Source organism: Sinimarinibacterium flocculans (genome assembly GCF_003201205.1).
In the GTDB taxonomy this organism is placed as follows: Bacteria; Pseudomonadota; Gammaproteobacteria; order Nevskiales; family Nevskiaceae; genus Solimonas; species Solimonas flocculans.
Map to the genome: position 1 here is coordinate 37,363 of NZ_QICN01000004.1, position 16,599 is coordinate 53,961.

Annotated in this window: 15 protein-coding genes; 11 read left to right on the forward strand and 4 right to left on the reverse strand. The window is 68.4% G+C overall.

Annotated elements, in window-relative coordinates; genetic code table 11:
- Genes C8D93_RS08930 through C8D93_RS08945 form a run of 4 tightly spaced genes read left to right on the forward strand, consistent with a single transcriptional unit; the run spans position 1 to position 4,354 of the window.
- Positions 1-756, forward strand: coding sequence for a DUF2889 domain-containing protein (locus C8D93_RS08930; RefSeq protein ID WP_211307271.1), 756 nt, complete (start codon positions 1-3; stop codon positions 754-756).
- Between the two features lie 10 nt (positions 757-766).
- Complete coding sequence (locus C8D93_RS08935; RefSeq protein ID WP_110265099.1) at positions 767-2,086, forward strand: amidohydrolase family protein; 1,320 nt, start codon at positions 767-769, stop codon at positions 2,084-2,086.
- A gap of 11 nt (positions 2,087-2,097) precedes the next feature.
- A complete protein-coding gene (locus tag C8D93_RS08940; protein ID WP_110264851.1) occupies positions 2,098-3,618 on the forward strand; it encodes a CoA-acylating methylmalonate-semialdehyde dehydrogenase in 1,521 nt (506 codons plus the stop codon).
- Positions 3,619-3,649: 31 nt separating this feature from the next.
- Complete coding sequence (locus C8D93_RS08945; protein WP_211307272.1) at positions 3,650-4,354, forward strand: TetR/AcrR family transcriptional regulator; 705 nt, start codon at positions 3,650-3,652, stop codon at positions 4,352-4,354.
- 174 nt (positions 4,355-4,528) lie between these two features.
- Here C8D93_RS08945 and C8D93_RS08950 read toward each other — a convergent pair whose 3' ends face one another.
- The 3 genes from C8D93_RS08950 to C8D93_RS08960 all read right to left on the reverse strand — a co-directional run bounded on the left by C8D93_RS08950 (position 4,529) and on the right by C8D93_RS08960 (position 8,837).
- Entirely contained in the window at positions 4,529-5,866 is a 1,338-nt protein-coding gene (locus C8D93_RS08950) for an MFS transporter (RefSeq protein ID WP_110264852.1), read from the reverse strand.
- A gap of 60 nt (positions 5,867-5,926) precedes the next feature.
- Positions 5,927-7,426 (reverse strand): class I adenylate-forming enzyme family protein, encoded by a 1,500-nt coding sequence (locus C8D93_RS08955; protein WP_110264853.1) that lies wholly within the window; start codon positions 7,424-7,426, stop codon positions 5,927-5,929.
- 184 nt (positions 7,427-7,610) lie between these two features.
- Entirely contained in the window at positions 7,611-8,837 is a 1,227-nt protein-coding gene (locus C8D93_RS08960; protein ID WP_211307273.1) for a CaiB/BaiF CoA transferase family protein, read from the reverse strand.
- A gap of 159 nt (positions 8,838-8,996) precedes the next feature.
- On the opposite strand from C8D93_RS08960, the gene C8D93_RS08965 reads away from it, so the two are divergent.
- Genes C8D93_RS08965 through C8D93_RS08980 form a run of 4 tightly spaced genes read left to right on the forward strand, consistent with a single transcriptional unit; the run spans position 8,997 to position 11,738 of the window.
- Positions 8,997-9,776 carry an SDR family NAD(P)-dependent oxidoreductase gene (locus tag C8D93_RS08965; protein WP_110264854.1) on the forward strand — a complete coding sequence of 260 codons (780 nt, stop codon included), beginning with the start codon at positions 8,997-8,999 and terminating at the stop codon, positions 9,774-9,776.
- 7 nt (positions 9,777-9,783) lie between these two features.
- Complete coding sequence (locus C8D93_RS08970; protein ID WP_110264855.1) at positions 9,784-10,506, forward strand: dienelactone hydrolase family protein; 723 nt, start codon at positions 9,784-9,786, stop codon at positions 10,504-10,506.
- Positions 10,507-10,553: 47 nt separating this feature from the next.
- Positions 10,554-11,327, forward strand: a complete 774-nt coding sequence (locus C8D93_RS08975) for an IclR family transcriptional regulator (protein WP_110264856.1) — start codon at positions 10,554-10,556, stop codon at positions 11,325-11,327.
- Between the two features lie 33 nt (positions 11,328-11,360).
- Positions 11,361-11,738 (forward strand): DUF4345 family protein, encoded by a 378-nt coding sequence (locus C8D93_RS08980; RefSeq protein WP_110264857.1) that lies wholly within the window; start codon positions 11,361-11,363, stop codon positions 11,736-11,738.
- Positions 11,739-11,747: 9 nt separating this feature from the next.
- On the opposite strand, the gene C8D93_RS08985 is transcribed toward C8D93_RS08980, so the two are convergent.
- On the reverse strand, positions 11,748-12,920 hold the full coding sequence (locus C8D93_RS08985; RefSeq protein WP_110264858.1) for a CaiB/BaiF CoA transferase family protein: 1,173 nt from the start codon (positions 12,918-12,920) through the stop codon (positions 11,748-11,750).
- A 115-nt stretch (positions 12,921-13,035) separates the two neighbouring features.
- On the opposite strand from C8D93_RS08985, the gene C8D93_RS08990 reads away from it, so the two are divergent.
- The 3 genes from C8D93_RS08990 to C8D93_RS09000 all read left to right on the forward strand — a co-directional run bounded on the left by C8D93_RS08990 (position 13,036) and on the right by C8D93_RS09000 (position 16,522).
- A complete protein-coding gene (locus tag C8D93_RS08990; protein ID WP_110264859.1) occupies positions 13,036-14,202 on the forward strand; it encodes an acyl-CoA dehydrogenase family protein in 1,167 nt (388 codons plus the stop codon).
- 158 nt (positions 14,203-14,360) lie between these two features.
- A complete protein-coding gene (locus C8D93_RS08995) occupies positions 14,361-15,254 on the forward strand; it encodes an HpcH/HpaI aldolase/citrate lyase family protein (protein WP_110264860.1) in 894 nt (297 codons plus the stop codon).
- On the forward strand, positions 15,251-16,522 hold the full coding sequence (locus C8D93_RS09000) for an acetyl-CoA hydrolase/transferase family protein (protein WP_110264861.1): 1,272 nt from the start codon (positions 15,251-15,253) through the stop codon (positions 16,520-16,522). The genes C8D93_RS08995 and C8D93_RS09000 overlap by 4 nt, the downstream gene beginning before the upstream one ends.
- Positions 16,523-16,599: the final 77 nt, after the last annotated feature.

Here is a 16,599-nt window from a genome sequence, read left to right on the forward strand (position 1 = left end):
GTGAGCGAGATCGACCGCCTGCCGGGGTTCCGCCGACGCTTTCGCGTCGATACCGGTGCCGGCTGGGTACGCAGTGCCGTCGAGGACGACTATCACTGCATGGCCGTGACGCTGCGCCACCGCGCAGGTGTGGTCGAGGCGGTCGAACCCGTCATGCAGCGCGCGCCCTGGAACACGTGCCCGGGTGCGGTCGCGCAGTTGCGGCAGACCTTTACCGGCGTGGCGCTGGACGGGTTCGTCAGCCGCGGCGAGAAGTCCGCCAACTGCACGCATCTTCACGATCTGGCGCTGCTGGCAGCCGCGCATGCCTGCGACGACGCGCCGCTGGTCTACGACATCCTCGCATCCGATCCGGTCGGATCGCGTCGCCAGATCGAGTTGCGCCGCAACGGGATGCGGTTGCTCGGCTGGGTCGAGCACGAGCACCGCATCGTCGAGCCGGCGGAGCTGGCGGGCCGGCGCCTCGACGAGCTGCGGTCGTGGTTCGACACGCTCGATCCCGATCTGCAGGAAGCGGCGCGCCTGCTGCGCTGGGGCGCGATGCTCGCGCACGGCCGCACGATTCCGATGGAACGGCAGTCGGACGCGAGCCGCATGCCGCCGAACTGCTACAGCTTTCAGCCGGAGCGGGCGCGCATCGCGCAGCGCGTCGGCGAGATCCGCGACTTCAGCCGGGGCGAGGCGCAGTTGCTCGACCGGCCTTTCGACATCAACAGCAGCCGTGACGGTCATGCGACCGCGCGGCTCCCTGCATGAGGAGCACGAGATGAAGATGAACGACATGGTGATCGTCAGCGTCGACGACCACATCAGCGAACCGCCGGACATGTTCAAGAAGCACCTGTCCGGCGACGATCTGGCGAGCGCGCCGACGTTCAAGGTGCTCGACAACGGCACCAGCTACTGGGAATACCAGGGCATGAAGATGCCGTCGGTGGGCCTCAACGCCGTGGTCGGCCGTCCGCTCGAGGAGTACGGCATGGAGCCGACCTCCCTGGAGCAGCTGCGCGCCGGCACCTACGACGTGCATGCCCGCATCGGCGACATGGACGTTAACGGCATCGCCGCGTCGCTGAACTTCGGCAGCTTTCCCGGGTTCGACGGCGGCCGCTTCCACAAGGCACCGGACAAGGCCAAGGCCCTGGTTCACCTGCGCGCCTACAACGACTGGCACATCACCGAGTGGTGCGGCGCCTATCCGGGCCGCTTCATTCCCTGCGCGCTGCTGCCGACCTGGGACATGCAGGCCACGGTCGAGGAACTCAAGCGCATCAAGAAGCTGGGCTGCAATACCGTCTCGATCAACGAGAATCCGACGGTGCAGGGCCTGCCGAGCATCCACAATGCCTACTGGGAGCCGTTGTGGAAGGCGGTGACCGAGCTCGACATGACGATCTGCCTGCACATCGGCGCCGGCAACCCCGCGCCGCACGCGTCGATGGAGACGCCGATCGAGGCGTGGATCACGACGATGCCGATGTCGATCTCGACCGGTGCCGCGGACTGGCTCAACCTTGCGGCGCTGCACCAGTATCCGACGCTGCGGATCGCGCTGTCCGAGGGCGGCATCGGCTGGATTCCGTACTTCCTCGAGCGCGCCGACTTCAGCCACAGCCGTCACCAGTTCTGGACGCACTCGCGCTTCAACTTCGGCGATCTCAAGCCAAGCGACGTGTTCAAGCGTCATTTCATGTGCTGCTTCATCGACGACGCCTTCGGCCTGCAGAACCTGCGCTACCTCAACGAGGACCTGGTCTCGTACGAATGCGACTATCCTCACTCGGACAGCCTGTGGCCGGAAGTGCCGGAGCGGCTGCACGAGACGGTCAAGCACCTGACCGACGTGCAGATCGACAAGATCACGCACGGCAACGCGCTGCGCTTCTTCAAGCACGACATGTTCAAGCACCACAAGCGCGAGGAGCTGACCGTCGGCGCGCTGCGCGCCAAGGCCAAGGCCGCGGGCGTGGACGTCACGCCGAAGTCCTCCGGCGGCGCGTCGCCGCTCGAGGCCGGCGAGCAACCGCGCGTGATCACCTCGGGCGACCTGATGCGCATGTTCTCCCACCATTCGAAGGCGGCGTGAAGGAACGGAAAATGACTGCAACTGCGGTGAAGCAAGCTGCCGTGACGGCCGTATCGCACTGGATCGATGGCGCCGAGCTGGCCGGCACGTCCGGGCGCACGAGCGATGTGTTCAACCCGAGCACCGGCGAGGTCGCCGCGCAGGTGCCGTTCGCCTCGCTCGAGGAACTCGATCGCTGCGTGGCTTCGGCGAAGGCCGCGAGCGCGGCCTGGGCGGCGACGCCGCCGCTGCGCCGCGCACGCGTGCTGTTCCGCTACCGCCAGTTGCTCGAGGAGGCCAGCGAGGAGCTGGCGCAGACGATCTCGCGCGAGCATGGCAAGACCGTGGCCGACGCGCGCGGCGAGATCGTGCGCGGCCTCGAGGTCGTCGAGTTCGCCTGTGGTATCCCCGACCTGATCAAGGGCGAGTACAACGAGAATGTCGGCACCGGCGTCGATGCCTGGAGCATCCGCCAGCCGCTCGGCGTCGTCGCCGGCATCACCCCGTTCAACTTCCCGGCCATGGTGCCGCTGTGGATGTTCCCGGTGGCGCTGGCCTGCGGCAACAGCTTCATCCTCAAACCGTCGGAGCGCGACCCGTCGGCGTCGATGCTGCTGGCCAAGCTGCTCAAGCAGGCTGGGCTGCCGGACGGCGTGTTCAGTGTGCTGCATGGCGACAAGGTCGCCGTCGACGGCCTGCTGGCGCATCCGGACATCGCCGCCATCAGCTTCGTCGGCTCGACGCCGGTCGCGCGGCACGTGCACCAGCAGGGCACGCTCGGCGGCAAGCGCGTGCAGGCCCTCGGCGGCGCCAAGAACCACATGGTCATCATGCCCGACGCCGATCTCGACGACGCCGTCGAGGCGCTGCTCGGCGCGGCCTACGGTTCGGCCGGCGAGCGCTGCATGGCGATCTCGGTCGCCGTTGCGGTCGGCGATGCCTGCGCCGACGCGCTGATCGAGAAGCTCGGGCCCAAGGTGCGTGCGCTCAAGATCGGGCTGCCGACCGATGCGGCGACCGAGATGGGACCGCTGATCAGCGGCGCGCATCGCAACAAGGTCTGCGACTACATCCAGCACGGTGTCGGCGAAGGCGCGAAGCTGCTCATCGACGGTCGCTCCGGCCATGTCGACAAGCCCGGCTTCTTCCTCGGCGGCTCGCTGTTCGACGGCGTGCAACCCGACATGAAGATCTATCAGGAAGAGATCTTCGGACCGGTGCTCGGCATCCTGCGGGTGCCGGACCTCGAGACCGCCATCAAACTGATCAATGCGCATCCGTACGCCAACGGCACCGCGATCTTCACGCGTAGCGGTGCGGCGGCGCGCATCTTCACCTCGCAGATCGAGGTCGGCATGGTCGGCGTCAACGTGCCGCTGCCGGTGCCGGTGGCCTTCCACAGCTTCGGCGGATGGCGCAGCTCGCTGTTCGGCGATCACCACATCTACGGCCGTGAGGGCGTGCGCTTCTACACGCGTCTCAAGGCGATTACCCAGCGCTGGCCGAAGGACGCCGACGCCAAGGCGGAATTCTCGATGCCCACGATGAAGTGAGGGATCTGCGCCAACCGATTGGAGGCTCGTGATGCCGGACGGAACCACCATCATCCCGACGCGGCGTCCGCGTCGTCGCCAGGACCCGGAGCGCACCCGTGCCGCGATCCTGGAGGCGGCCTGCGCCCTGCTCGCCAAGGATGGGCCGGAAGGGCTGAGCGTCTCCCAGGTTGCGCAGCTCGCGAAGGTCAACCGCGGCACCGCCTACCAGCATTTCCAGACGCGCGAGCAGTTGCTGGAGGCGACGACCACCTGGGTCAGCGAGAAGCTGCGGCGCGCCGTCTTCGGCGAGGCGCCGGTGAACTCCGATGTCGCGACGCTCGGCGACGCCCAGGGCGTCGCCCTGCGCATGGCCGAGTTCGCGATGGAGAATCCGGCGCTCGGCCGTGTCTGGCTGTTCGAGCTGCTGGCGTCGAGCCGGCCGGCCAGCGATCCGTTCTGGAACCAGTTCAAGACCTCGCTGGAGAAGTTCGCTAGGTCCGACCAGGCGCAGCCGGGCATCGACGTCGACGTGCACGCGGTGATGGTGCTGATCGGTACGCTGTTGTGGCCGGTCTTCGTGCGTGCGGACAGCCGTAGCGCCAAGGATCGGCGTCAACTCGTCGAGCGTTTCTCCAACGAGATGTTGCGCCTGAGCCTGCAGGGCACGATGCGGCCGGAGAAGTTTCCGGAGCTCGACGCGCACCTGCGCGCGGCGCGGGGTGACAAGGCAAGGCGCGCCAGCGCCGCGAAGTAGATGTTATTCCTTCTCCCCGCGTACGGGGGTGAGGGATCGTGTCCTTGCGAGTGCCGGTGGCACTCGCAGCGATCCCGAACGCCCGGCCATGGATGGCCGGGCCGGGCGATCCGAGCGGCATGCCGTAGCGCCATGGACGGCCAGGACGGGGTCGCATAGAAGCTTGCGCCGCCGCTACGCCATCTCGCTCATCGACACCCACAGCGCGCAGGCGGCAGCGACGAAGATCGGCAGCGCGAAGTACAGCGACAGCGCCGGCATCGACACGCCCGCCGCGATCAGCAGGCCGGCCACCGCCGGGCTCAACACCGCACCGCCGCGACCCAGGCCCGCGGCCCAGCCTAGGCCGGTGCTGCGAATCTGCGCCGGGTAGACCGTCAGCGCCACGGTGTACAGGTTGGTGAATCCGCCCATCACCGTGATGCCGATCAGCAGCAGCGAAATCCAGACGACGACCGGCGGCACGGTGTCCGCCGCAAGCAGCATCGTGCCGAGCGCGGCGGCGGTGAGGCCGCCGATGACGAAGGCGACGGTGATGATGCGGTTCAGCGGCTTCCACTTGGCGAGTCCGCCGATCAGCGTCGTGCCGATCACCGAGCCGAAGGCCATCGTCACCGCGCCGCGGATCGCCTGGTCCTGCGGCCAGCCGGCGTTGACCAGGATTTGCGGCAGCCAGCTGGTGAAGAAGTAGACCGTCGCGAAGGCGAGAAAGAACGTCAGCCAGACCAGCAGCGTTTTCGGCCGCCGAGCCGGTGTCAGCAGGGAGATGACCGAGGCCGACTCGCTGCGCTGGCCCGCCCCGGTGTCCGGCAGGCGTTCGATCCGGTCCTGGCCGATGTAGCGCAGGATGCGGTTGACCTTGTCCAGCGCGCCGTGCGGCCGACGCTTGATGATGAAGGCCATCGACTCGGGCACGACGGCGTACTGCAGAAGGCCGACCAGGATCGTGAGGATGCCGGCATACAGGAAGATGCTCTGCCAGCCGTGCTCGGTGATCATCGGCGCGGCGATCAGTCCGCCGATGACCGGCCCGAGCGGACCGGCCGAGAAGATCGCGGCGAGGATCAGCGTGCGGTGGCGGCGCGGGCTGTACTCGCCGACCAGTGGTGCGAGGGCGGCCATCAGCGCGCCGAGTCCGAGTCCGCCGACGAAGCGCAGCGCGATCAGTTGCGGCACGGTCTGGGTGTAGGCGACGCCCACGGTGGCGGCGCCGGCCATCAGCAGCATCAGGCAGACGATCAGCCGGCGGCCGTAGAGGTCCGCCAGCGAGGCGAGGAACATCGCGCCCAGCGTCATGCCGAGCACCCCGGAGCTGAACACCATGCCGAGCTGGTCCGCCGCAATGCCCCATTCCGCACTGATGGCCGGCGCGGCGAACGAGATCACGGCGACGTCGAAACCGTCGAGGACGTAGGCGACGAAGCAGATCGCCATGATCAGCCACTGCTTCGGCGTGATCTTCGACTCGTGGACGATGTCGTCGTCGGGGGCGGCGGTGGGTGTCGTGCTCATCGGCTCTCGCGGTGGGTTTCGGTTGGCGGTTTGCGGCGAGAGTGCATGCGGGCGATGCGATCAGCCGGTCTGGAACAGCTTCTTCACTTCGCGCCGCAGCAGCTTGCCCATCTCGTTGTAGGGCAGGGCGTCGACGACGACGATGCGCTCCGGCACGCGCGAGGAGCGCAGGCGGTTGCGGATCAGCGTGCGCAGCTCGTCTTCCGAGGGCGCCGGGTGCGGCGCGCGCGCGGCGATGGCCACGCCGACCGCCTCGCCCCATTCCACCGAGGGCACGGCGACGGCGGCGGCATCGGCGATCGACGGATGGGTCAGCAGCACATCCTCGATCTCTCCGGGCGAGATATTCTCGCCGCCGCGCACGATGACGTCGTCGGCGCGGCCCGCGAGAAACAGGTAGCCCTCGGCATCGAGCCAGCCGGCGTCGCGGGTCGGGAACCAGCCGCCGGCGTCGAGCGCCTTGCGTTCGCGGTACTCGCCGGACACCTGCTCGCCGCGCACGTAGATTTCGCCGCGCTCGCCGGCCGGCAGCACGCGCCCGTCCTCGTCGCGGATCTCGATCTCCACCGTCGGCAGTGGCTTGCCGACCGATGCCAGGCGTGCCCGTACCGCCGGGTCGTCCGAAGCCAGCGCCGCGCGGTGATCCTCGGGGCCGAGCAAGGCGATCGTCGAGCTGGTCTCGGTGAGACCATAGGCGTTGGTGAAGCCGGTGTCCGGCAGCAGTGCCAGCGCGCGCTCGATCAGTTCCAGCGGCATGCGGCCGCCGCCGTAGGCGATGGCCTGCAGCGACGACAGGTCCGGGCGATGGCCGGCGTCCATGCGCGCGATGATGCGGGCGAGCATCGTCGGCACGACAAAGGCATTGCTCGCGCGTTCGCTCGCCGCAAGCTCCAGCCAGGCATCCGGATCGAAGGCCGGCAGCAGCACGATGCGACGCATCGCGTAGATCGAACTCATCAGCGCGGCGATGCCGGCGATGTGATACGGCGGCACGCAGACCAGCGCGGCTTCCTCGGGGGACGCCGAGGCGAAGTCGACGGTGCCGAGGATGTACGAGAGCAGGTTGGCGTGACGCAGCAGCGCCGCCTTCGGCGCTGCGGTCGTGCCGCTGGTGAAGATTTGCGCGGCGATGCCTTCGCCCTCGCGCGGGTCCTCCGGCGCGCCGACGGCGAGCGCTTCGGCACAGGCGACGAAGTCCCCACGGCTCAGCGGGATGTGGCCGGAGCGAGGGTCGAGCCGCTGCACGCGATCGACGTCGCCGATCACGCAGGCCGGCGCCACGCGCTTGAGCAGTGCGCCGAGATCCGCATCGGCCAGCCGGTAGTTGAGCGGCACGTAGGGCACGCCCGCCAAGGCTGCACCGAACAGGGCGATGGCGGCCGCCTCGCTGCTCTCGTCGAGCAGGGCGACGTGCGTCGCGCCGGTTTCGAGGATGTGTGCCGCGGCGCCGCGCGCGGCGCCGAGCAGGGCGCCATACGACCAGCGATGACCGTCGCAGACCAGGCCGATGCGGTCCGGCTCGGCCTCGGCGGCCATCTGAAGGAGCAGTGAGATGTTCATCGTTCAGTGTGCTGAAATACTGTTCCGTCAAGCGCAGTAGTGCTGCTCTCTTCTCCCCGCATGCGGGGAGAAGATGCCCGCAGGGCAGATGAGGGGCGGCTGCTACTTGTGCATGCTCCTGCGGCGCGCCCCTCACCCCGACCCTCTCCCCGCATGCGGGGAGAGGGGGAGGTTATGCAGTGGCTCAGGCAATCGCGCCGGCGGCCTTCAGCTGCTCGATGCGCTCCCATTCCATGCCCATTTCCATCAGCACGATCTCGGTGTGCTCGGAGGCCTGGGGCGCGCGCGTGGTCTTCACCGGTTCATGGTTGAACTGCACCGGTCCGCGTACCAGCCTGATCGGATCTCCGCCGTCGCTGGCCTCGACCTCGAACAGCATGTCGTTCGCCAGCGCCTGCGCGTCGTCGGCAATGTCGAGCAGACTCTGCACCGGTGCCCACTGACCCGAGTAGCTCGCGAGTTTTTCGCGCCAGTACTTGAAATCCCGCTGTGCGAAGGCCTCGCGGATGATGTCGCTCGCGGCCTGCCAGTTCTTCATCAGCGCCTCGGCGGTGGCGAACCGCTCGTCGTCGGCGCATTCCGGCCTGCCGATGTGCTCGAAGAAGTTGCGGATGTGCGGGCCCGGCGTGAGCGTGCACATGTTGATGGTCTCGCCGTCGGCAGTGGTGTAGTTGCCCATCAGCGGGTTGCCCGGGTTGCCACCCGAGCCGGGCATGCGGTTGCGCATGATCTGGCCGGTATCGATGCCCATGTCGATCGAGGTGCCGGAAGCCCACCACGCCGTGCTCAGCAGGGAGACGTCGACTTCCGTCGCCTCGCCGGTGCGCTCGCGATGGAACAGCGCCGCGGAAATGCCGCCGGCGATGTTCATGCCGCCGATCGAATCACCGAAGGCGGGGATGCCCTGCGAGATCGGTCCGCCCAGGTCGGGAGGTGACATCGCCCAAGCGATGCCGCTGCGGTTCCAGAAGGCCGTGCCGTCGAAGCCGCCGCTGTCGCGCTCGGGACCCTTGTCGCCGTAGGCGCTGCCGCGGGCGTAGATGATCCTCGGGTTCACCGCGCGGATGTGCTCGACGTCGAACTTCATCTTCTGCCGCTGGGCCGGCAGGTAGTTGGTCAGGAATACATCGGCGGTCTTGGCCAGCTCGTAGATCACCGCCATGCCTTCCGGCTTGGAGATGTCGACGCCGACGCTGCGCTTGCCGCGGTTCGGGTGTTCCATGAACGGGCTGCGGTTCGGGTTGACCTTGATGCCGCCCAGATTGACGAAGCCGCGCTGCGTGTCGCCGCGCTGCGGATGCTCGATCTTGATCACGTCCGCGCCCCAGTCGGCGAGAATCGCGCCGGCGGCCGGCACGAAGGTGAACTGCGCCACCTCCAGCACCCGAATGCCCTTCATCACCTGGGTCATGCGTCATTCCTCCAAGAATGCTAATCAACAACATTGTTGCATACTGATCGGGGGTGCGCTACAAAGGTCGGCAGCCGTTCGCCGCGGCAGCAACAATCCCTATCCTTCACAGACCAGAGCCGCGGGGCGGACACCGACGGCTCGCCAGCGGGGAGCACCATGCGCATCGATTCCTCCATCTCGGCCGTCGTCACCGGCGGCGCCTCGGGCCTCGGCCTGGCCACCGTCCAGGCCCTGCGGGCAGCCGGCGTCAAGGTCGCGATCTTCGACCTGAACCCGGAAACCGGGGAGAAGGTCGCCGCCGAGACCGGTAGCGTCTTCTGCCCCTGCGACGTGCTGTCCGACGAAAGCGTCGATGCCGCGTTTGCCCAGGCGCGCAAGGCCAACGGTCAGGAGCGGGTGCTCGTGTCCTGTGCCGGGGGCGGCAACGCGATCCCGACCGCACGCCGCGACAAGAACACGGGTGAGATCAACATCTTTCCCAGCGACAAGTTCGAGTGGGTGCTCAAGCTCAATACCGTCGGCACCTTTCGCTGCATCACCCGTGCGGCGGCCGGCATGATGACGCTCGATCCGGTCGACGGCGAGCGCGGCGTGCTGATCAACACGGCTTCGGCCGCAGCTACCGACGGGCAGATGGGACAGGCCGCCTATTCGGCGGCGAAGGCGGCCATCGTCGGCATGACGCTGACGATCGCCCGCGACCTGTCGCGCGAAGGCATCCGCGTGAACACGATCCAGCCCGGCATCTTCGACACGCCGGCAATGGCGCGCGCGCCGCAGCAGATGAAGGACGCGCTCGGCGCGATGGTGCCGTTCCCGCCGCGCCTGGGCCGTGCCGATGAGTACGCGAGCCTCGCGCTGGAGATGATCCGCAACACCTACTTCAACGGCGAGACCGTGCGCCTCGACGGCGCGATCCGCATGCAGCCGCGCTGAGCACTGCTTGAAGACCCAGTCCATCGAGTACGCCAGCGGCCCCACGCGCCTCGTCGGCCATCTGGCGTGGGACGCGGACATCGGCGCGCGGCGCCCCGGCGTCATCGTGTTCCCCGAAGCCTTCGGCCTGAACGCGCACGCGCGCGAGCGCGCCGAACGCCTCGCGCGCCTGGGCTACGTCGCACTCGCCGCCGATCTGCTCGGCGATGGCCGGGTATTCGACAACCTGCCGTCCGTGGTGCCGTCGATCAAGGCGCTGTATGCCGACCGCACCGCATGGCGCGCGCGGGCCCGGGCCGCGCTCGAGGTGCTGCTCGCCCGGCCGGAGGTCGACCGCGAACGGCTCGGCGCCATCGGCTTCTGCTTCGGCGGCAGCACGGCGCTCGAACTGGCGCGCAGCGGTGCGCCGCTGTCGGCGGTCGCCACCTTCCACGCCGGCCTGCTGCCGCGATTGCCGGAAGACGCCGGGCGCATCGGCAGCCGCGTGCTGATCTGCCACGGTGACGACGACCCGGTGGTCAACCAGGATGCGCTGGCGACGGTCGTCGACGAACTGCGGCGCGACCGGGTCGACTGGCAGCTTGCCCGCTACGGCAACACCGTGCACAGCTTCACCGACCCGCAGGCCGATGCGCGCAACAACCCGGGGTTCGCCTACAACGCGCTTGCCGACCGGCGATCCTGGGCGGCGATGCGGCAGCTGTTCGACGAGGCCTTCGCGCTGCCGTGATGCCGTCATAATCGGCTGACCAGTCCACCGGGGGAGCGCCGCCGCCCATGAGTTCGCCGCAGTCGGTCACGCGGGTGATCCACATCCTCGAAGCCCTGTGCGCGAGCACCGAGCCGGTAAGCCTTGCGCAGCTCAGCCGCAGCCTCAAGGCACCGAAGAGCAGCATCGCCGCGCTGCTGCGCGGACTGGCGCAGGCCGAGTTCGTCGTGCCGGCGGACGGTGCGTGGCGGCTGGGGCCGCGCGCCTTCGGACTGGGCAGTGCGCTGATCGAGGCGCGTCGCCGGCTGCAGTCCTCCGACCTGATCCGTGCTGGCATGCGCCGGCTCGCCGAGCGGTCCGGCGAAACGGTGTTGTTCGCCGTCGGGGATGTCGATGCCGACGCCCTGACCTATGTCGACGTGATCGAGAGCCGCAATGCCGTGCGCTTCTCGGTGTCCGTCGGCGATCGTCGGCCGCTGTTCTGCACGGCGGGCGGTCGCGCACTGCTGGCGGTGGCGTCGCCGGCACAGGTCCGCAGCTATTTCCGGACGCTCCGTCCGCGCGCGTTGACCGCGCAGACCGTCGTCGACAAGCGCCGGCTTGCCGGGATCATCGAGCAGGCACGCGAGAACGGCTTTGCGCAGACGATGGACCAGGCCGCGGACGGCGCGACCGGCACGGCGTCCGCCGTGCGCGATGCCACCGGCGCGGCGCTCGGCGCACTGATCGTCGCCGCGCCCAGTTCGCGTCTGCAGGCGACGCGCGACGAACTCGCGCGCCTGGTGCGCGAAGAGGCCGCCGCCGTGTCGGCGACACTGGGATTTCGTGCGGCCGGTGGATAGCGCCGGCCGATTCACTCGACGGGGGAGAAGGGGATGAGGATCTTTCTGGTGATTTCCGCGCTCGGCTGGGGCGGCTACGGCCTCTACTGCCTGATCAATCCGGCGATGCTCGCCGAGTTGGCCGGGGTGACATCGACGACGCCCACCGGCGCGATCGAGTTGCGGGCGATGTACGGCGGTGCGCAGACGGGGATGGGTCTGTTCGCCGCCGTGGCCGTGTTCTGCGCCGCGTGGCAGCGTTCGGCGGTACTGGCGCTGGCCTTCGTCACCGGCGGCCTGTTCACCGCGCGGCTGATCGGTGCGCTGCTGGCCGGCGACTTCTCGTCCTACACCGTCGGCGGCCTCGGCTTCGAATTCGTCTTCACGGCGATCGCCATCGCCTTGCTGCGGAAGAGCGCCGCGACGACCTGATCCTCGGGGTCAGCGTGAGGCTACAGTCGCGCCCACGCCCGCTTCATCGAGCACCTGCTGCGTGTGCGTGCCCAGTTCCGGCGCCGGGCCGGCGACGCGGCCGGGCGTGCGCGAGAACCAGGTCGGCACGCCGGGGAAGCGCACCGGGCCGTGTTCCGACTCGACCGTCTCGAAGAAGCCGACGGCGTTCAGGTGGGCGTTGTCGAACAGTTCATCCGGGGTGCGCAGCGGCGCCGCCGGAATGCCCAGTGACTGCAGCAGCTCCAGCCACTCGGCGGTCGTGCGTTCAAGGAAGGTGTCGCCCAGCAGGCCGTAGACGCGGTCGATCTGTTTGGCGCGCTGCTTGAGCGTGGCCAGTTCCGGACCGGCCCAGGACGGCTTTACCGCGTCGACGAACTTGGCCCACATCTTGTCGTTGTAGATCAGCGCCGAGATGTGGCCGTCCTTGGTGCGGTACGGCTTGCGGTTGCGCGCGACGGCGCGCGGGTAATGCGCCTTGGACAGCGGCGGGCTGAACATCGCGCCGTTGGCGTGCTCGACGAGCATGAACGAGGCCATGGTCTCGAACATGCCGACCTCGACCTCCTGGCCCTCGCCGGTGCGCTCTCGATGGAACAGCGCCATGACCGTCGCATACAGCGCGGTCAGGCCCGCGACCTTGTCGGCGACGATGGAGCCGACGTAGTTCGCCTCGCCGGTCAGCATCTGCTGCACGGCGGTGAGGCCGCACTCGGCCTGGATGGTGTCGTCGTAGGCGGGCAGGTCGCGGTCGGGCCCGCGACGGCTGTAGCCGTAGGCATTGGTGTAGACGATGTCCGGCTTGATGGGCGTAACGTCGTCGTAGGCGAAGCCGAGCCTGGCGATGGCCTTGGCGCGCATCGTGTGGATGAACACGTCGGCATCGGCGATCAGCCGGCGCAGCGCCTCGCGGCCGGCATCGGTCTGCAGGTCGAGCACCACGCTGCGCTTGCCGCGGTTCACGTTGGCGAACACGCCCCCCATCGTCGGCGACGGCCCGATCGAGATGTAGCGCGTGCCGTCGCCGTCGGGCGGCTCGATCTTGATCACGTCCGCACCCATGTCGGCCATGATCTGCGTGCAGTACGGCCCCATGACCATGGCGGTCAGGTCGACCACGCGCACGCCGGCGAGCGGACCGCTGCGCTGTGTCGGGTTGCCCATGCCTACTGCTCCTGCCTGTGCTGCGGGAGCCGGATTGTTTCATGGATGTCGTACGGATTCCAGCACGATGAGCTAATATCGGCACGATCACTTGACGGCGGACCGGGGCGCTTCCATGGACTTCTCCCTCACCGACGACCAGCAGAACATCCGCGACGCGGTGCTCCGGCACTGCGCGCAGTTCTCGGCCGAGTACTGGCTGGAGCGCGACCGCGAAGGCGTGTTCCCGCAGGACTTCTTCGATTCCATGGCCGATGCCGGCTGGATCGGCATCGCCATGCCGAGCGAGTTCGGCGGCTCGGGCCTGGGCATCACCGAGGCCGCGGTGATGATGCAGGCCATTGCCGAGTCAGGTGCCGGCATGACCGGTGCGTCGAGCATCCATCTGCCGGTGTTCGGCATGCAGCCGGTGGTGCTGTTCGGCACGGACGCGCAGAAGCAGGCGTTCATCCCGAATGTCGTGTCCGGCAAGGATCGCGTGTGCTTCGCGGTCACCGAACCCAACGCCGGGCTCAACACCACGGAGCTGAAGACGCGCGCCGACAAGGTGGACGGCGGCTACCGCGTCAACGGCGAGAAGATCTGGATCTCCACCGCGCAGGTCGCCAACAAGATGCTGCTGCTGGCGCGCACCACGCCGCTGGACCAGGTCAAGCGCAAGACCGACGGCCTCACGCTGTTCTATACCGATCTCGACCGCAGCAAGATCGAGGTGCGGCTGATCCACAAGATGGGTCGCCACGCGGTCGACTCGAACATGCTGTTCATCACCGACCTGTTCATCCCGGACGAGCACCGCATCGGCGAGGAAGGGCAGGGCTTCAAGATCATCCTGCACGGTCTCAACCCCGAGCGCGTGCTGCTCGGCGCGGAGTCGGTCGGCATCGGCCGCGCGGCGATCCAGCGCGCCGCGCGCTATGCGCGGGAGCGCGTGGTCTTCGGCCGGCCGATCGGCCAGAACCAGGGCATCGCGCATCCGCTCGCCAAGTGCTGGGCGCAGCTCGAAGCCGCCAACCTCATGGTGATGAAGGCGGCGACGAAGTTCGACCAGCACGAGGACTGCGGCGTCGAGGCCAATGCCGGCAAGTACCTTGCCGCCGAGTTCGCCTTCGAGGCCTGCCATACGGCGATGCTGACGCTCGGCGGCATGGGCTACGCGCAGGAGTACCACGTGGAGCGCCTGCTGCGCGAGGTGCTGATCCCGCGCACGGCGCCAGTCAGCCCGCACATGATCCTCAACTTCCTCGCCGAGAAGGTGCTGGAACTGCCGAAGTCCTATTGACGGTACTTTCTCCCTCCCCCCGCGAGCGGGGTGAGGGGTGCGCCGCAGGCGCGGGCGATCGCGCAGTCAGCCCCTCATCCGCCCTCCGGGCACCTTCTCCCCGCAAGCGGGGAGAAGGAAGACCAGCAACGACTGATGCACCTACGAACGATACTCACATGACCCAAGCCACCGAAACATTCAGCGCCCGATCCTGGCTGTTCGCGCCGGGCGACAGCGAGAAGAAGATGGAGAAGGCCGCGGCCAGCGCCGCGGACATCGCGCTGTTCGACCTGGAGGACGCGGTTGCCGAAGGCGAGAAGCCCAAGGCGCGCGCGATGGTGCTCGCCATGCTGCAGAAGGCGCAGCCTGCGGAGCGTGCGCGCCTGTGGGTGCGCATCAATCCGCTGCAGGGGCCGCATGCGCTGGCCGATCTCGCCGCAGTGATGCCGGGCAGGCCCGGCGGCATCATGGTGCCGAAGACGCGCGGCGGGCATGACCTGGTGGTACTGGATCACTACCTGTCCGCACTCGAAGCCGCGAACGGCATCGAGCCGGGCAGCACCAAGGTGTTCCCGCTGGTGACGGAGACCGCCGAGGGCATGCTCAGCACGGGCTCCTACGTCGACGCGCCGCGGCTGGTGGCGATGACCTGGGGTGCGGAGGATCTCGCCGACGAACTCGGTGCGAGCGAGAACAAGAACGCCGACGGCAGCTACGGCTTCACCTACGAACTGGCGCGCAGCCTGTGCCTGGTCGGCGCCGCGGCGGCGCGCGTGGCCGCCATCGACACGATCCAGGGCGACTTCAGGGATCTCGACGGTCTGCGCAAGCGCGCGACGCAGTGCCGTCGCGCCGGTTTCCGCGGCATGCTCGCGATCCACCCGGCGCAGGTCGAGGTGATCAACGAAGCCTTCCTGCCGACTGCCGAGGAGATCGCGCAGGCACAGGAGATCGTCGACCTGTTCGCGGCCAATCCGGGCGTGGGCGCCATCGGCTACAAGGGCGGCATGCTCGACCGGCCGTACCTGGCGCGCGCGCAGCAGCTGCTCAAGCTGGCGGGCAAGGCGTGACGACGGTGACCGACGCGGCCGGGCTCGATCTCGGCCAGTACCTGCGGCGCGGCGACCGCATCGTCTGGGGCCAGGCCTGCGGCGAGCCGACGACGCTGATCGAGACGCTGATCGAACAGGCAGAGGGCATCGGCGAGCTGTCCGCGTTCGCGGCGACCAGTTTCTCGAAGCTGCTGACGGTGGAGGCGGCGGGCAAGGTCCGCCTGTCGAGCATGGGCGCGATCGGCACGCTGCGTACGCTGACGGCGGCCGGCAAGCTTGATGTGATTCCGTGTCACGTGAGCCAGGTGGGTCCGTACATCGAGCAGGGCCTGATCGGCTGTGACGTGGCCTTCGTGCAGGTCAGCCCGGCCGACGCGCACGGCAACCACAGCTTCGGCCTGATCAGCGATTTCGTGCAGGCTGCGGTAAGCAAGGCGCGCGTGGTCATTGCCGAGGTCAACGACCAGGTGCCGTACACCTTCGGCGAGATGCTGCCGGCGTCGAAGATCACCTGTGCACTGCAGGTGTCGCGACCGCTGGTCGAAGTCCCTGCGGCGAAGATCACCGCCACCGACGAGGCGATCGCGAAATTCTCAGCGGCCTACATCGAGGACGGCGCGGTGATCCAGACCGGCGTCGGCGCGGTGCCCGACGCGATCCTGCGCCTGCTGGGCGACCGCAAGGACCTGGGCGTGCATTCAGGCATGCTCGGCGACGGCCTCGTCGACCTGATCGAGGCCGGCGTCGTCACCAATGCGCACAAGCGCATCGACCCGGGCGTGTGCATCAACGGCGCACTGATCGGGACCCACCGCCTCTATCGCTGGGCGCACCGGAACACGGCGATACGCATGTGCGCCACCTCGTACACGCACGACGCCGCGGTACTCGCGCAGCTCGACCGGCTGGTCACGATCAATTCGGCGTTGGAGGTCGATCTCACCGGCCAGGTCAACGCCGAGCAGAGCGGCAGCGCCTATCTGGGCGGCACCGGCGGGCAGGTGGACTTCGTGCGCGCCGGCGCACGCAGCCCCGGCGGGCGTTCGATCGTCGCGCTGGCCGCCACGGCCAAGGGCGGCAGCCTGAGCAAGATCGTGCCGGCGCTGTCCGGTCCGGTGACCACGGCGCGCACCGAGGCGGATGTCATCGTCACCGAGTTCGGCGCTGCCGAACTGCGCGGGCAGACCCTGGCCGAGCGGGCGCGGCGGCTGATCGCCATCGCGCATCCGGATTTCCGCGAGAACCTCGAGCGTGCGGCCCACGACACCTTCCGCCGCGGCTACTGATCGGCCTGAAATGATGAGACCTTGTTGGCATTACCCGCTGGACCGCGGTGCAGGCGGGGTATAGCGTAGATGTCGAC

Coding starts and splice junctions, on each gene's coding strand:
- C8D93_RS08935 (WP_110265099.1), top strand. CDS start 767: ATGAAGATGAACGACATGGTGATCGTCAGCGTCGACGACCACATCAGC.
- C8D93_RS08940 (WP_110264851.1), top strand. CDS start 2,098: ATGACTGCAACTGCGGTGAAGCAAGCTGCCGTGACGGCCGTATCGCAC.
- C8D93_RS08945 (WP_211307272.1), top strand. CDS start 3,650: ATGCCGGACGGAACCACCATCATCCCGACGCGGCGTCCGCGTCGTCGC.
- C8D93_RS08950 (WP_110264852.1), bottom strand. CDS start 5,866: ATGAGCACGACACCCACCGCCGCCCCCGACGACGACATCGTCCACGAG.
- C8D93_RS08955 (WP_110264853.1), bottom strand. CDS start 7,426: ATGAACATCTCACTGCTCCTTCAGATGGCCGCCGAGGCCGAGCCGGAC.
- C8D93_RS08960 (WP_211307273.1), bottom strand. CDS start 8,837: ATGACCCAGGTGATGAAGGGCATTCGGGTGCTGGAGGTGGCGCAGTTC.
- C8D93_RS08965 (WP_110264854.1), top strand. CDS start 8,997: ATGCGCATCGATTCCTCCATCTCGGCCGTCGTCACCGGCGGCGCCTCG.
- C8D93_RS08975 (WP_110264856.1), top strand. CDS start 10,554: ATGAGTTCGCCGCAGTCGGTCACGCGGGTGATCCACATCCTCGAAGCC.
- C8D93_RS08980 (WP_110264857.1), top strand. CDS start 11,361: ATGAGGATCTTTCTGGTGATTTCCGCGCTCGGCTGGGGCGGCTACGGC.
- C8D93_RS08985 (WP_110264858.1), bottom strand. CDS start 12,920: ATGGGCAACCCGACACAGCGCAGCGGTCCGCTCGCCGGCGTGCGCGTG.
- C8D93_RS08990 (WP_110264859.1), top strand. CDS start 13,036: ATGGACTTCTCCCTCACCGACGACCAGCAGAACATCCGCGACGCGGTG.
- C8D93_RS08995 (WP_110264860.1), top strand. CDS start 14,361: ATGACCCAAGCCACCGAAACATTCAGCGCCCGATCCTGGCTGTTCGCG.